At 50.1% G+C, this 16,110-nt stretch carries 12 protein-coding genes; 3 read left to right on the forward strand and 9 right to left on the reverse strand.

Annotated elements, in window-relative coordinates; genetic code table 11:
- The first annotated feature begins 71 nt into the window (after positions 1 to 71).
- Positions 72 to 740 (forward strand): winged helix-turn-helix transcriptional regulator, encoded by a 669-nt coding sequence (locus tag AB1K62_RS06755; protein ID WP_367002351.1) that lies wholly within the window; start codon positions 72 to 74, stop codon positions 738 to 740.
- A gap of 16 nt (positions 741 to 756) precedes the next feature.
- Here the strand turns inward: AB1K62_RS06755 and AB1K62_RS06760 are convergent, their stop codons facing one another.
- The 9 genes from AB1K62_RS06760 to AB1K62_RS06800 form a co-directional block, all read right to left on the reverse strand.
- Positions 757 to 2,136, reverse strand: coding sequence for an MFS transporter (locus AB1K62_RS06760; protein ID WP_367002353.1), 1,380 nt, complete (start codon positions 2,134 to 2,136; stop codon positions 757 to 759).
- A complete protein-coding gene (locus tag AB1K62_RS06765) occupies positions 2,130 to 2,999 on the reverse strand; it encodes an SDR family NAD(P)-dependent oxidoreductase (RefSeq protein WP_367002355.1) in 870 nt (289 codons plus the stop codon). Before AB1K62_RS06765 ends, AB1K62_RS06760 begins: the two co-directional genes overlap by 7 nt.
- The gene (locus AB1K62_RS06770; RefSeq protein ID WP_367002356.1) at positions 2,999 to 3,805 is read right to left on the reverse strand and encodes an acetoacetate decarboxylase family protein; all 807 of its coding nucleotides are present in this window, start codon (positions 3,803 to 3,805) and stop codon (positions 2,999 to 3,001) included. Before AB1K62_RS06770 ends, AB1K62_RS06765 begins: the two co-directional genes overlap by 1 nt.
- A gap of 120 nt (positions 3,806 to 3,925) precedes the next feature.
- Positions 3,926 to 4,930, reverse strand: a complete 1,005-nt coding sequence (locus AB1K62_RS06775) for a Rieske 2Fe-2S domain-containing protein (protein ID WP_367002358.1) — start codon at positions 4,928 to 4,930, stop codon at positions 3,926 to 3,928.
- A gap of 126 nt (positions 4,931 to 5,056) precedes the next feature.
- Positions 5,057 to 5,962 carry a LysR family transcriptional regulator gene (locus AB1K62_RS06780; RefSeq protein WP_367002359.1) on the reverse strand — a complete coding sequence of 302 codons (906 nt, stop codon included), beginning with the start codon at positions 5,960 to 5,962 and terminating at the stop codon, positions 5,057 to 5,059.
- Positions 5,963 to 6,055: 93 nt separating this feature from the next.
- Positions 6,056 to 7,249, reverse strand: a complete 1,194-nt coding sequence (locus tag AB1K62_RS06785) for an amidohydrolase family protein (protein ID WP_367002360.1) — start codon at positions 7,247 to 7,249, stop codon at positions 6,056 to 6,058.
- Positions 7,250 to 7,421: 172 nt separating this feature from the next.
- Positions 7,422 to 9,734, reverse strand: coding sequence for a TonB-dependent receptor (locus tag AB1K62_RS06790; RefSeq protein ID WP_367002361.1), 2,313 nt, complete (start codon positions 9,732 to 9,734; stop codon positions 7,422 to 7,424).
- Between the two features lie 312 nt (positions 9,735 to 10,046).
- Positions 10,047 to 10,955, reverse strand: coding sequence for a helix-turn-helix domain-containing protein (locus tag AB1K62_RS06795; protein WP_367002362.1), 909 nt, complete (start codon positions 10,953 to 10,955; stop codon positions 10,047 to 10,049).
- Positions 10,956 to 11,254: 299 nt separating this feature from the next.
- Positions 11,255 to 13,543: a TonB-dependent receptor gene (locus tag AB1K62_RS06800; RefSeq protein ID WP_367002364.1), complete on the reverse strand. Its 2,289-nt coding sequence runs from the start codon at positions 13,541 to 13,543 to the stop codon at positions 11,255 to 11,257.
- Between the two features lie 118 nt (positions 13,544 to 13,661).
- Between AB1K62_RS06800 and AB1K62_RS06805 the strand changes: the two genes are divergently transcribed.
- Positions 13,662 to 14,597, forward strand: coding sequence for a nitronate monooxygenase (locus AB1K62_RS06805; protein ID WP_367002366.1), 936 nt, complete (start codon positions 13,662 to 13,664; stop codon positions 14,595 to 14,597).
- 15 nt (positions 14,598 to 14,612) lie between these two features.
- Positions 14,613 to 16,109: a carotenoid oxygenase family protein gene (locus AB1K62_RS06810; protein ID WP_367002367.1), complete on the forward strand. Its 1,497-nt coding sequence runs from the start codon at positions 14,613 to 14,615 to the stop codon at positions 16,107 to 16,109.
- Position 16,110: the final 1 nt, after the last annotated feature.

Genomic DNA, 16,110 nt, shown 5'->3' on the forward strand with positions numbered 1-16,110 from the left:
GTAAATATTTCAATAGTGATTAGATTATGCAACTAGAAAGTTATTATAAATAACCTATAATGGATAAGGCATTGAAAAAACGTGAATATAATGATGGCTGCGCCACAGCTCATGCGCTCGATATTGTCGGGGAGCGCTGGGCCTTGCTGATAATGCGCGAACTGATGCTCGGGCCAAAACGCTTCTCGGATTTGCGCGCCAGTCTGCCCGGTATCAGTGCCAATTTATTGACACAGCGGCTTGAAGGTCTGGAATCTGTGTCCGTGTTGCGCCGCCGCAAATTGCCTCCTCCTGCTGCATCATGGGTTTATGAGCTGACAGAATGGGGACTGGAATCGGAGAAGATGATTAAGGAAATTGGTCGCTGGGCAGCGCGGTCACCCAATATGGTTCCGGGCAAGCAGATGAGCGTTAATTCCGTTATCTTGTCATTACGCACCATGTTTAACGCTGATTTGGCAGAGGGGCTGGATTTCACTCTCGGCATGCGATTGGGCGAGCAGGAGTTTATAACCAGGATTTCCCAAGGCATGCTTGAGATTGACCACGGCGAGGCATCACGCGGGGATGTATTGCTGATATGTGATCAAAATGCTCTCGCCGCGACCGTTTATGGCGGGGTGCCACTGGATCAATTGATTGACGATGGCGCGATACAGATTAAAGGCGACAAAAATTTGCTGGAGCGGTTTTGCAGGTTATTTCCCCTGCCCGATACCGCTCCAGATCTTCATAGTTAAGCAAGCTGTCTATGGTTCAACTAGCTTCACTGGCTCTGGATATATTCGCCAAAGCAGCGCGATAATGCGGCATTCCCAAAAGGATCACGATCACAATAATCGGTAGTATGACCGCCCCGGCAATGGATATCGAGTAACGCACTGCCATCGGGTCACCAAATCCGAAATCGGTAATTGCTGCAACAAAACTGGCACCCAGTCCCAAACCAATCAGGTTAACGGATAAGAGGCTGAGAGCGGTGACTTGCCCGCGCATCTGGTTCGGGGTGACATCCTGAATTGCCGAAAGCATCACGCCCTGGGCTGCTTGTCCGATAAATGTCCCTATTGCCATCAGGGAAAGAGCAAGAAACGGTGTCGGCATCAACGGGCTTAAAATCAGTGGCAGGCCTTTCAGAATCGTGGTGCCCAGCACAATACTCATATTGGCATCGGTGCGGCCACGGCGCATTAACCAGCCTGACAACCAGCCGCCGCATAATGTGCCGCTGGTGCCACCGATAATCATGATAGCCCCGTATGTTGCCCCCACTGCACCAGGCGACATACCATAGGTCCGCATCAAAAATGTCGGATACCAAAGCGCGGTTCCAAATGCGACCATCGCGATCAACGCCAAAGAACCAATAAGCATGCCATAAACGCGCCAGTGCTCGACCAGATATTGCCAGACAATTTTTAGCGGAATGGAAGCATCATATCCTGTCGCCAGTTCACGCCGGACAGGTTCACGGATAGTTGCGACCATCAGCATTATGATAAAACCGGGCAAACCGACACAGACAAATACTGCTTGCCATGGAGCCAGTTTCCCTAAAATCCAGAAGTCGGCGCCACCCGAAGCTGTAAAATAATCGAGAAGGACAGCGCCCAGAATAAGTGCCAAGCCACCGCCAACAGAATAGCCGATGGCATAAAAACTGATCGCCAGCGCTCTTCGCGTGCGATCAAAATAATCGCTGATGACCGAATAGGCACTGGGACTTAGTGTCGCTTCCCCCACGCCAACGCCAACGCGTGCAAAAAACAGAGCACCAAAACTATTTGATAAACCACAAATAATGGTCATGAATGACCAGAAACCGACCCCGCCTGTCATCAAGCGAACTCGTGATGAAGTGCCGTCAACGATTCTGCCGATAGGAATGGCAGACAGGCTGTATAGTAGCGCAAACGCAAAGCCCTGTAGCAGGCTCATCTGAAAATCGGTCAGTTGCAGGTCATCCTGGATCGGGATGACAAGCAACGTCAATATGCGCGAGTCAATCGCGCTGAACGTATAGGCGATGAACAGGACAAACACGACATAGAAGCGGTAAGCTTTACCGCCCCTATTCGTGTCAGTGACATGAGCCGTGTCTGCAGCAGAACCCGCGGTCACTGTATCACTTACCATGCGGAGACTGGATTCTGGCGAGAGAGGATTTCTTTCGTTCGATCAGTTACCATTTTATCTCCACGCTCACTTTCCGGGATTAACCAAAAACGCCCTTGCTGAATTCCGTCAAGAGCAAAAGTTGCGACCTCTTCGGGCTCGGTCAGCTGCATCTCCAGACCCGTTGTTTTAATTAAGTCTTCCATTGTTTTATAAGCGACTGCATCTTCCGGCTCGGCATTGGCATATTCGTCCGGACGAACCAGACGCGATGCCAGAATACCGGTGTTAACGGTATGCGGTCCGGGGAAAAGAATAGCTGCTTTCACGCGGTTCCCTTCTCTCAACAATTGCTGATATAAAACTTCGCTAATGCTTGTCACCGCTGCCTTGGTCGCCGCATAAACTGGTGTGTTGGGTAATGAACGCAGTCCACCATTTGACGAAGAGGTATTGATGACAACGCCCTCTTCACCAGATTCCAGCATTCTGGGCACAAAGGCCTTGATTCCGTGGACCACGCCCAGAACATTGACGTCCATGCCCCAATTCCAGTCATTGATCGGGATAGACCAGATTTTCTTTTGCGCTTCTCCCAACCCGACACCGGCATTATTGAAGAGCAGGTTCACTCGGCCATGCTTGGCAAAAACCTGCTCTGCCAGAGCATCGACCGAGCTTTCCTTGGTGACATCGACCTCCAGTCTTGCCGCACTGCCAGGACCGGAGCCATTCAATTCCTCCGCTACTTGGTCTAGGCGCTGCTTGTCGATATCAGCGACGATAACGTCGGCCCCTGCCGCGACCAGTTGGTCACACAAACAGCGACCGACACCACTTGCTCCGCCAGTAACAACGGCGACTTTTCCAGCGAAGGTTTCCATCAGGCCGCCTCGGTAACTACTGCAGCCGCGTCAACGCCGACATTTACCGGGTCGTCCATACGGCCTACCCAATGGTCCGCAATAAAAGAGCCGGGAACGGTGCGGAGAATGTTTCCGCTCGTTTTCGTGCTACCCTCGACATAATCCATGGAAACCAGTTTGTTTACCGGAATATCAGCAAGTGGATCATAAGCTGATTCACGCAGCGTAATGCTTCCCTTCATGGCTTTGCGAAGAGTATATTCACGCTCCCAGTTCAGACGTGTCAGGAATACATCACCGTCAAACTCGCCCGGTGTTTCGATAGAGGGCATGCCTTTGTAGCAGAAGATATGTTCTTCGAACGACAATGGCTTGTCAGTATCTTCCCCAATCGTCCCTTCAATTTCAAAATAGGTAATGCCGTGCCGCGTGCATGTCGCTTTCACATGATCACCATTTTTCACAAATGTCGTATCGGCAATTTTCTTTGGTTCACCAAAACGCTCACGCCCTGATGTAACCACCGATTCACCTTCCATAGCCATGTGGAAGCAATAGGCACCGGGATTGCCTTCGTAGGTGCAATTAATTCCGGTCGTCAGCGCTCCGATTTCCACTGTTCGATCTTCGCTGACATGCATGGCAACATGAACCATTTGAACGAAGACTTCCGGACGCTCAATGCCGACCAGTGGCTGGGGCAACATAGCGCGGGCAACATCGGGATCTGTTTCATAAGTGGCCCTGATACCGCGAACTGTATTGTTCAAAGGCGCAGAACCGCGGCCTTTTGATGGCCCTTGAAGATAACGTAGATTAGTCATTTTCTCTCTCCTATTGTATTTTTTCTTATTAATATTCGTCCAAGACCGGCAGCAGACATCGACCAGCCTTCCTCGGGCCGAGATTCCTTACTTACCGTCAAGTCTATTCAGCAGCGCCCTTTATTCAGCAGCTGCAAGAGACGGCTGTTCGTCATCCACGTAAAATTGTTCAAAATAACGCCGTAGCCGCAATATTGGTCCGTCACCGTCGCATAGAAACGGGTTCGCCCGGTGGATTTTATTGTGCCAAATGGGAATATCTCCCTCTACACCCGTCTGGCCGCAGGTTCCTGCTATAGCCTGCTCGACCGCCTTTTCTTCGGGTGAACCCGGCTCAACCGGGGGATGAGTGAAAGTAAAACGCAGTTCCACATCGTCTTTTTCAATCGGGGTTGCGAGAACCATCATCGAAAGTTCCACGACACCTTTCAGGCGTGTGAATTTTTGTCCTGCGCCGTTCTGTACCGTAAAAACTGAGGACTCTATCTCTTTTGTCGAACCATCCTCGAGTGTTATCTGACGATGCCCGTGCGCCTCGCTCTTGCGAATATGCTTATCATAAACCGCTGTCCCCTCTGGCACCGCGTCCATTTTGTGAACAAATTCAAAATGGGCAAAATCAACACCATTTTCGGCAATTTCCTGGGGATTGCTGGCAAAGCGCCAGATACGCCTGACCGGATCGGCCCAACCATCCTCGGTAAACTCGTCATGAGTCATAACCTCGTAGTGCGGCTTTTGTCCGTGAGGATGATACCAGGCCCAGACCACACCATTGCGTTCCACCACCGGATAGGATTCTGCCAAAGGTTCACGTTTAAGGCGCGGCGGAAATATCTTGCCATAGGGAATCTTTGTACAAAAACCATCAGGACGGAAAGCCCATCCATGGAAAGGGCAGCGGATACTGTCCCCTTCAATCGTACCGCCATGACCAAGATGCGCGCCCAGATGCGGACAATAGGCATCAAGCAAACCCATCTCGCCCTCGTCATTTCGGAAAACCACCAGATCACGTCCAAAGTAATGAACCGCGTGAATGTCCCCGCGTTCAAATTCATCACAATAGCCTATACAAAACCACCCCGATGGGATGCCCATCGGAAAACGCTCGACCTGGGGCATGGAACTAATCCTCTCTGTTAAACCGACGGTTCGTTTCAACCGCTAGCCATGTCCGACTATATGCGGCGAAACTGCCAACACAACTACTCTGGAGAAAAATCTTTGTTCACACAGGCGAACAATTAATCACTTACCCAGGGTAATTCGGTCCGCCATCCAGGGCCGGGCTTTAATGGTTTTTATATGGCTGGTTAGAAAATCAATGAAAGCGCGCGTCGAAGCAGGCATAATTCCGGGTGAGAAAACAACCCAGCATTCCCTGTCCCAGAATGACCAGTCGTCTTCCAGAGCCACAATGCTGCCATTCAAGAGATCTTCGCGCAATATGCTGACAGGTAAATGCGCCAATCCGAGACCCCGGCGTACGGCCCAGCTCAATGCCACGCCGCTATTGCTTGTCCATCGGCCGTTAACACCAATGGATTTTCCGCCGTTAAATTCAAACGCCCTACCCAGATTGGTCAGACATTGGTGATTGGCCACATCTTCAATTGATTCGGGCCAACCATGTTCTTTCACATATTCCGGCGAAGCGCATAGGCAATAGGATAAATATCCGAACAGCCGGGCTTTCAAAGAAGAATCAGGCAATTGCCCATAGCGGATAACGATATCAAATTGCTCCTGCACAATATCGTTCTGATTGAGATATGTTATCGGCTCAATATGTATTTCCGGATTAGCCTCGCTAAACTCCGCGAGGAGCGAAGACATATATTCGGTACCAAAAATATCACTAAGGCCAATTCTAAGGCGACCAACCGGATTGACTTGAAAGGCCTGCATCTGCCTTTCGACATCCTGCAATCCGTTCTGCATATTGGAACATTTATCGTAAAAAAGTTCGCCAGCAGCCGTTAGCGAAAGGCGTCGTGTGTTGCGTACCAGAAGCTGCACACCAAGCCGGGCCTCAAGTTCATTGACCAGCTTGCTGACAAAAGATTTTGATAAACCGAGATCCTCCGCTGCCGCTGTAAAACTGCCTTTGGAGACAACGGCAAGAAATTCCTCAATTCCACGCCAAGAGGACAAGGTGCACCCCACTATTTGATATACCTTCGGCTACCAAATAGCAGGGCGCACCGCAAGTCTGCAATTCCACTCAAGACTTACTAATTGCAGAAGCTATTCCGCAGCTTCCTTGACAAAATGCGAGCGCTTCGGCCCGATCTTACTTGCCAGATCCCATAAAGGTTGAGGATCGACATCATAGATTTCGAGCGCATTGGTCCCGAGCATTTTCTGGATGTCATCTTCCGGAAGACCGCCTAGGCTCAGTTGCATTTTCTCAAGCGTACCGGGCCATGTCCCTTCTGGATGAGGATAATCCGTACCCCATAAAATACGATCGATTCCGATTTTATAATAGGCTTCTGTAGTCTCCTCATCCGGCAAGGCGGAGCAACCGACAAATATATTACGGGCAAAATATTCGCTCGGCTTCATTGTCATATTGGTGTTATAGTCACCAAGTTTGCCGCTAGTATGCTTTGCCGACGCCCTGATATCCATCAGTTCAACCATCCACGGGAACCAGAATTCACCACCTGCTTCGGTAAAACACACTTTTAGATCAGGGTAAATTTCAAACACACCGCCAAAGATCATCGACCATAGAGGCCGTGTCATCCAGAACGCAAATTCACACAGATATGTTCCAATCCAGCCCGGCTGCGTCACATCATAGCCAGGTGAAGCGCCAGAATGGAAATGCAGAGGGAGGTTATATTCCTGTAACAATTCCCAAACCGGGTAATATTTGGTGTGGTTATACATATCATAACCATCGGTAAGAGCGGGAAAGAACACGCCCTTCATTCCGTTTTTCTTGGCCAGGTGAATGGCTTCAATCGTTTGATCAATATCATAAAGAGCAGGAATAACTGCCAGCCCTAAACGGCGAAGAGGATCTTCTGCACAGAAATCGGCCAGCCAGCGGTTGTGCGCACGCGCGCCCGCCCATTGAAGCACTGCATTATCTGCATTGGGCCGAAGCCCTATATCAGCGCCAAATGGCGGGGCGTTTCGCTCTGTGATACCGTCGGGAAACAGGACTTCTGCAACGACGCCATCCTCGTCAAGCACGCGGTTACGGATGTCACCGTTCCAGGCACCCTCCAGACCATCTCCTACACGCGCGCGCCATTTCGTGTTAAAATCATCAATCAGAAAAAGCTTTTCATGCTCTTCGCGGGCCTTGATTTCCTTTGCCAGCACCTCATCAAATTTCTCGTGATGAGCTGACTCAAGATACTCACGGTACCGTTCAGGTGGAAGTCCAACGTGGCCGTCGGATGAAATTACCAGATATCTATCCATTTAAATTCTCCATGCGTTATTTCAAACGTCGGCCTTTCCCAGATTGACCTGAAAGGCCGACGTTCATATGCGTGAACAATATGCCATTTACCTAGCTACTAGAAGACCGCAGATATGGACTTACTATTGATACAGAGAGACAAAGGGGCGCATATACCCTCGATCAATACGCTCAGAATCGCAACCGCACCTCACCGCCAAAGCTTCGAGGGTCTGCCCACTGGCGGACTGTGAGGACGCTTAAGTTGATACTGCTTACCCAATATTTTTTGTCCGTCAGGTTCTTGGCCCATGCAGCAATTTCGAGGCTGGCACCCTTACCAAGCTCAATATCACGCAAGGCGACGCGTCCGTCGAGCAAGCCATAAGATTTGCGATATGAAAGCGGGTCATCGGTGATGGTTCCCGATTGCTTCGCGCGCCAACTCCAGTTCAGATTGCTTTCCAGACTTGCAAAGCCCATGTCCAATTTATGCGTAGCACCAATCTGGTAATTCCACTTTGGAACCAGCCCGACTACATAAGTATCGGTCACATCCGTTCCGTCAGGCAGGACAAAATCGGTATAGCGCGCATCCACATAACCTGCACCAAAGGTAAGCGACAAATTATCAAGCACCCTCGCCGACCCTTCAATTTCAAACCCGGTAAATTGCGCCTCCCCCGCGTTAATAATATTTGTCGTCACCAGTTGCGGCACGAACACGCCTGCCTGAAAGTCTTTGTAGATGGAGTGATAACCAGCCACATTCAGTTGTAACCTACGATCAAAAGCCGAGAATTTGGCACCCAGTTCAAAAGATTGCAGGTTCTCAGGATCAAACGCATTTTCAAATGCTGCATTCGTAGGAGCGGTATCGTTTATGCCGCCGCTTTTGAACCCGGTTGCATAGCGCCCATAAATCGAAAAGTCGGGCGTCACTTTGAATAAGGCGTTAAATTCCGGATTAAACTTTTTCCAGACGCCTGAATTTTCCAGAGGGATCAAATCATCCGGGCCAAGGCCACCTGCCCCTGGTCGTGCACCTGCAACGGGCTGGCCACTTACTGTCACCGGCGAACCATCAGGGTTTCTAACGAATACGCCCGAATTCGGATTGGATGGATCTGCAAGATAATTCGCGTTTGAAATTATCCGGACCTTGGCGGATTTCTCTTCTCGCGTATAACGGCCACCAACCGAAAGCGTCAGGCGACCATCTAGTGAAGAAGGCGTCCATGACAATTGGCCATATGCCGCAGCCGTCTGGGAATCGCCGCTGCGCGTATTGGCATCAAATGCATCTCCGCCAAACTGAAAATTCCATCGCGGGTTCAATACGTCGTAATTATTTTCGAGATAGAATACACCCAATGTATAAGTCAGGTCTCCAAGGTCACCAATGGCTTGAAATTCCTGGGAGAATTGCTCGTAATCATTATCCAGAATGATACGCAACATATCCAGCGGCGTACCATCAAAATCGCTTGCCGATTGCGTAACCGCTGTGCGCCGAGCACTGATGGACTTCAAAGTCACATCACCAAGGTCCAGTTCCAACGTCAATGCGTGGCCATTGGTTCGGTAATTACTTAAAATCGCGCTATCCGCACCAATACCACGGGGACGGCCATCCTGTATAAATGGCGCAATCAACGCATTTGCAAAAGGAATAACGCCCAGTTCCGCTGGTGCGATCATTGCCGGCGTGCCGCGGCTATCGGAAATATCATAGCTGTATAATGCGGAAAAATTATCGCTTGGCTGCCACAAAACATCGGCGCGTGCTGCCACCAGCTCCTCTTCGCCAAAATGATTATTACGCGCAGTATTGCGGTAATAGCCATCACGCTGCTTGGCTGAAACGCCGAATTTTACACTGAAACCCGCAACTTCGGGAAGGTTAAGAGTAAGGCGTTCATAAAAATGACCAAAAGAGCCCGCGCCAGCCAACAACTGCCCGCCAAATTCGCCAGTGGGCTTTTGTGTAATCAGGTTCACGGCTCCGCCGATCGTATTCTTGCCGTAGAGTGTCCCTTGGGGACCGCGAAGCACCTCTACCCGCTCCAGATCAATAGTATCGAATGCTGCGCCCGTGGATTTCGCAATCGGCACACCATCAAGGTAGAGACCAACCGGCTGATCGCGCGCCAAACTGGTATCGCCAGAGGGAGACAAGCCCCGAATGGTAATTAGCGGGCCATAATTATTGCCAATTGTCTGGTTAATCTGAAGGTTAGGAACAATGCTGGCGATGTCACTGACGGTTCTGACTTGAGCGCGTTCGAGCGAAGCATTACTGACTGCAGAGACTGCAACCGGAACATCGATAAGCTCTTGCTCACGTTTCTGGGCGGTTACGACAATAACATTGTCATCCGCAGCGGTGGTCGCTGCGGCAACTGAACTATTGTCCGCGGAATATTCTTGTGCATGGAGCGGGGTAGCCATCAAGCCTAAGAATGCGGAACCGGTTCCTAATAAAAATCTTGTTGTCAGTGGCATGCGCCTCTCCCTTTATGAACACAAAATACGGTTGTTATTATTTCGGATTTTTCTTCAGTCCGATTGCTACAGCACGATAACCAAATTCAGAGGTGCGATAAGAACTTGTTTGTGTGCACAGTGTGCATCTGCATGGACTATTTTGCTCGGTGCGAATGATAGTTATCCCACCGAAAAAGCTAGCTTTCTGCCTGATTATGGTATTGCTGTTATGGGTTATGATTGTCGCGCACAAGGCCTAGGCTGGCTCTTGTGCCATTATGCGAATGGGCCTGTCGTTTTGTATCGCCGCCTAATTAGCGGTGCAGGTCATTACAAATTGAAACCCGTATTTGAAACATCCAGCGCTTCGCCGCATTTATCACAGGTTGGTACAAAATGCAGATTGTGATCGCACGGCTTGTGCCTTAGAATCAAAGGTGGCCCCTTTTCATCGGCAAACCAGCGGTCGCCCCATTGCAGTAATGCCAGCAAAACCGGATATAGATCGCGGCCCTTGTCGGTCAGACGATATTCAAAGCGCTGTTCATGAGGTGAATAAGGATATGCTTTAATAATATTCTGCTGCTGGAGGCGGTCCAGCCGGTCAGAGAGGATATTGGTCGCCATTGCTGTATCACGCTGGATTTCATCAAACCGGTTAATCCCCGTAAAACATGCGCGAACGACCAACGTCGCCCACCTGTCCCCAAAAAGCTCTATCACAGAATCGGTCATGGTACGATTGCCGCGCTTTGCGCTAGCCGCTGCGGTCTGTTTGCGTCGCCTGCCATAAACAGGTGTCACCTGACTGAGACCGGGTCCGGGCGACCAGTCTACATCCCGTGGGTCAATCTCAACTTTACATTGATCGCATTTTGGTTCGGGGAGCATTTCATTGCCGCAACCACTATGGATCATCCGGACTTCAAAACCACGCGCTCCTGACTCCCATCGGCGCTGCCAGCGCAAAATCATCAACGCGACGGGGAAGAGGCCCCGCCCCTTCTCGGTCAGATGATATCCTTTCTGTCGCTGCGTATGTTTTGACAGAACATCCACATCAACCAGCTTTGCCAGACGATTGCTTAACACAGAACGGACAATGCCGGTTTCTTCCAAAAACTCCTGAAAGCGATGCTTGCCCAAAAAGGCCTGCTCCATGATCAAAAGCACAGGAACATCGCCGACCACTTCAAGAGCGCGCCAAATCGAGCAGGCCCGAATGGTGTCAATCTTCATGGTTCATTTTTCAGTTACCTTGTGCCCATCCCCCAATCGCCAGATATGCCGGAACGGGGAAAACATCAATTTAGATGTTACGTGGTTCCAGATCGGAACAACGAGCACGTTAACGCTTTTGAACTTAGCGTCAATAATAGATAAATGTCATTAAGCTTTCGCGCGTTCTATTTACACCGCGAAACTATAATCCGGTCGAGACAGAATGATCGCTCAAGTCGGCTCCTGCTGTTCACCTACACAGATGCGTAAATGAACAGCAGAACAACGACTTGAAAAATGTCCAATGGTTTTATGCTTTAGAACTTCATATCCACCGCCAGCGCGATATTGCGGGGGCGGTCATAAACCGCATTATAAGCATTACCGGTATTGCGGGTAATCGTTGTTCCCAATGGCACAGCGCCCGCAGTCTGCTTGATGCGCTCGTTAGTCAGATTTCGGCCAATCAGTGCGATTGACCATTTGTCGTCGATATGACCAAGCGAGATACGGGCACCCATTTTGATATACCCATCTTGACGGGTGCGCGGATCAAGATTGGCCGCTGCAATATATGCACTCGAAAAATCGGCATTAAGATTGATGCCCAGTTTCATCGATTCGCTAACCGGATGGCTGAAATCCCCGTTCAGATTTCCAGACCACTTGGGTGACAAGGTGTTGCGCTTACCCGAATAGTCACAAAATCCGCCCGGCGAGTCCGGAACCTGCTGAAAATAGCATTGTCCTTCGGTGAAATTGGTAAATTCAAAATCAAGATAAGCCAATGCGCCGCTGAGCGTAAAATGATCATCCACGGCCCAACGAATATCCGTTTCAATCCCCTGAGTGCGTGCACCCGACGCATTACGAACATTGAAGTTCAATGTCCCGTCAAACACATTGGTTTGCAGATCTTTATAGATTGTGCGGTATGCTGACAGGTTCCATGCAAATGAACGGGATTTATATTTTAATCCCGCCTCGTAATTATCCGCGCGTTCATCGGTAAACATAAACGACCCCGGACGTGCAACAGTATTCGAATCGGGTAACGAGTTTGAGCGCACATCAAAACCGCCTGCTTTGGTGCCCCGAGCAAACGAAGCATAGACCATCAGATCGTCCGTCACATCATACTGGATATTTGCCATCGGGTTAAAACTGTCCTCGGTAAGCTTGCCCGAGATATTATGCTCTTCAATGTTAAGCGCCCGGAATGTTGCGGTTACAATGGCCGGATTAAACGTATTGAGAGGTCCCTGTACGATGACGAGGTCGCGTTGTCCGGTTTTCTTTTCATGGTTGAACCGGGCACCAACCGTCAAACGCAGGGCTTCTGTCAATGAAAGCTCACCCTGTGCAAAAACCGAGATAAGGTCGGATTTTTGAGAATAGGTGCGGTCGTTGGATGTATCACCCAAGGCATTGAATGGAGGACCAAAAGCTAAAAACGTCGGATTAAATTCGACCTGGTCATTCACATCCAGCCTGCTGTTCTGATAATAGATACCGGCAATATAATTGAACGTTTGATTGCCGGGAGAAGTCAGGCGAAGCTCTTGAGAAAACTGTCGATAATCCTCTTGCAGCGCGGTTCCATCGAGGAATTTCGGCGCGACAAAATCAACATCAACTGTTTCGCGCACTTTATAATCCAGATAGCCAGTGGTCGATGTCACAACATGGTCACCCAGCTCCAGATTAGCGTTAACGACAACATCGAATATTTCATTGTCACTAACATAGCCGCCATCTGCACGGACATAATCTTCTTTGGTATCGACAAACAGAGGACCACTGAAAACAGCATTATAAGTTCCCACCGCACCAAATATTTCGCGCGGCTGTCCCTTGGTTTTGAAATTCGCATATTCGCCTTTGACATCAACGGAAAATGCGCCGCCATTGTCATAATCCACTATTCCGCGAACAAAGGCTTCCTTGACATTGGGCTCATTACGGTCCTGTTCGGTGTTATAGAAATAGCCGTCCATCGAGCGATAATATCCGACTACCCGCGCCCCGATATCTTGAGATAGCGGACCGGAAAGAACGCCAGTTATTTTCGCTTCTTCATGATTAAATTCGTACAGCGCGTTAATTGACCCTTCAAGCTCGTTTGAAGGGCGGCGGCTCACTACGTTGACGGCCCCTGCAATAGCATTTTTACCAAATAAAGTTGGCTGAGGCCCACGCAGAACCTCTACACGCTCCAGATCAACAAGCGGCATGCGGCTAAGCTGGTCACGCCCGTAATATATGCCGTCTACAAACATCCCCACCGATTGTTCAAACCCCTTGTTATCACCCGAAGCAATGCCGCGAATCGCTATTCGGTTGGCAATGGCAGTCTGGGTTATTTTCAGGTTGGGAATCGAGGATGCTACCGTTTCAAGATTGGTTTGCCCGTATGATTCGATCGCCTCACCCGACACCGCAGAAATCGAAATCGGCACGTCGGACAAACCCTCTGCACGCTTCTGCGCTGTTACAACAATTTCGGTAAGACCGCCTTTTTGTGGTGCGCTTTCATCCTGGGCATAAGCCAGACCAGGCACCGTAAAAACCGTCACCATTAAAGCTGTGGAAATACTATTCTTCATTAAAATCCTCCCCTCTCCAGTCGGCAATGACTGCGTGTAATTTATCTTGCGTTCGACCTGCTACTATGTCTAAGTATGTTTATGCAAGTTAGTTTTTTGGAGCGGAGTAATAAAATTCATGGCGATTCCCGATCAATTGCGAACGAACCTTCGTCTGCCGGCAATTGTCGCGCCGATGTTTCTTGTATCAGGGCCTGAAATGGTGATCGCATCATCTCGCGCCGGTTTGATCGGATCTTTTCCCGCCCCTAATGCGCGCACACCGGAGATACTGGAAGACTGGTTAATCCAGATCGAAACCGCCCTTGCCGATACGGATGAACCGGCACTTTGGGCTGTAAATCTTGTCGTGCATCCCTCTAATGACCGGCTCCCCAGCGACCTTGAAAGCGTTGTCCGTCACAAGGTGCCATTGGTCATAACGGCTCTGGGAAGCCCCGCCCGCGTCGTGGATGCTGTCCATGATTATGGCGGACTGGTGTTTGCGGATGTCAATTCCGTGGGCTTTGCCCGCAAAGCGGCAGCGGCAGGGGTTGACGGCCTGGTGCTCGTCGCCTCCGGCGCTGGCGGACATACCGGACTAACGGCGGGTTTTGCATTTGTTGAAGAAGTCCGCCAGTTCTGGGACGGGCCTATTGTGCTCGGCGGCGCAATATCAACAGGGCATGCCATCCGCGCAGCAGAGATATTAGGCGCCGACTTTGCCTATCTCGGCACTTCGATGATAGCGTGTGAAGAGAGTATCGCAGAACGCGCATATAAGGACATGATAGTGGCTGCGGGCGCCGAAGATGTCGTCCCCTCCAAGGGTATAACAGGGGTCACTGCCAACTGGCTTCGGCCTAGTCTGGTCGCGGCGGGTTATGATCCTGCTAATATGCCGGAAGATAAGAAGCCGAATTTTGAAAACGCCCAGGACGATGCAAAAGCATGGAAAAATGTCTGGTCAGCCGGTCAGGGTGTTGGCGCGGTGCAAGCCGTGGAGCCTCTTGCGATGATCGCAGGGCGATTAAAAAAAGAATATGATGCCGCAGTAAAGCGGCCCGCATTTTAGGAAAGGAATATTCACATGACAGTTGAACTTGTTGAAACCGTCCACTCGACATTAAAGCCGAGCGATCACCCTTATATCGGGGGCGCATGGCAACCGACCTATAATGAATGGAATGCAATATTCGCCAATGGTGATGCACGGGTCATCGGCACAATTCCCGATGATATTGATGGCGTTTATGTTCGCAACGGCGAGAACCAGATCCACGAACCGATTGGCCGCTATCATCCCTTTGATGGCGACGGGTTCATTCACTCCATAAGTTTCAAAGATGGCCGCGCAAGCTACCGCAGCCGTTTTGTAAGAACCAAAGGCTTTCAGGCAGAACAAGAAGCGGGCAAATCATTATGGGCAGGTCTGATGGAGCCGCCGCATAAATCGACACGTCCCGGCTGGGGCGCTCAAGAATGGCTGAAAGACAGCTCTTCTACCGATGTATGTATTCATGCCGGCAAAATATTATCCTCCTTCTACCAGTGCGGAGAAGGCTACCGTCTTGATCCGTTTACATTGGAACAGGACGGAACCGAAGGCTGGGTTCCGCTTGATGGTATATCGGCCCATTGCAAGGTTGATGAAGCAACTGGCGAGCTGTTATTCTTTAACTATTCCAAGCATGCACCCTATATGCACTACGGCGTGGTCGGACCGGATAATAAACTGAAACATTATATTCCGATCCCGCTAAAAGGCCCACGTCTGCCGCATGACATGGCCTTCACTAAAAACTACACAATCCTTAACGATCTCCCGCTCTACTGGGCGCCTGAACTTCTGGAAAAAGGTCTTCATGCCGTTCAGTTTTACCCCGAACAAAAATCCCGCTTTGCGATCATTCCACGCCACGGCCAACCAGAAGACATCCTCTGGTTCGAGGCAGAGCCTTGTTATGTGCTGCACTGGTTGAATGCTTGGGAAGAGGGCGACGAGATAATTCTCGATGGCTATTTTCAGGAAGAGCCCATGCCCAAATCCTATGAGGGTGCGCCAAAGGGTCTGGAACGGATGATGGCTTATCTTGACCAGCAGCTTCTGAAGCCCAAGTTACACCGTTGGCGCTTTAACCTGAAAACCGGGGAAACCACCGAAGAACGGCTTGGCGACGAGATTGTTGAATTCGGTATGTTCAACCAGAAATATGCCGGGCGGAAATATCGCTATGCCTATAGCGCTTTGCCAGAGCCAGGCTGGTTCCTGTTCCGTGGACTTGTGAAACATGATTTAGAAACCGGCAAAGACGAACGCTTTGAATTTGGTCCGGGCCGCTTCGCCAGCGAGTCACCCTTTGCTCCGCGCATCAATGCCAAAGACGAAGATGACGGCTATCTGGTTTCCTTTGTCGCTGACCTAAATACGGATCAGTCGGAATGTGTTTTAATTGATGCAAAGAATATTGCAGCAGGGCCAATATGCCGCATTATATTGCCTGAACGAATCTGTGCTGGCACCCATTCAACTTGGGCCAACGGCGATGATATCGGCATGCCGAATAACAGCGTGCTTGCGGTCTGAT

The organism is Parasphingorhabdus sp. JC815 (genome assembly GCF_040717415.1).
GTDB lineage: Bacteria > Pseudomonadota > Alphaproteobacteria > Sphingomonadales > Sphingomonadaceae > Parasphingorhabdus.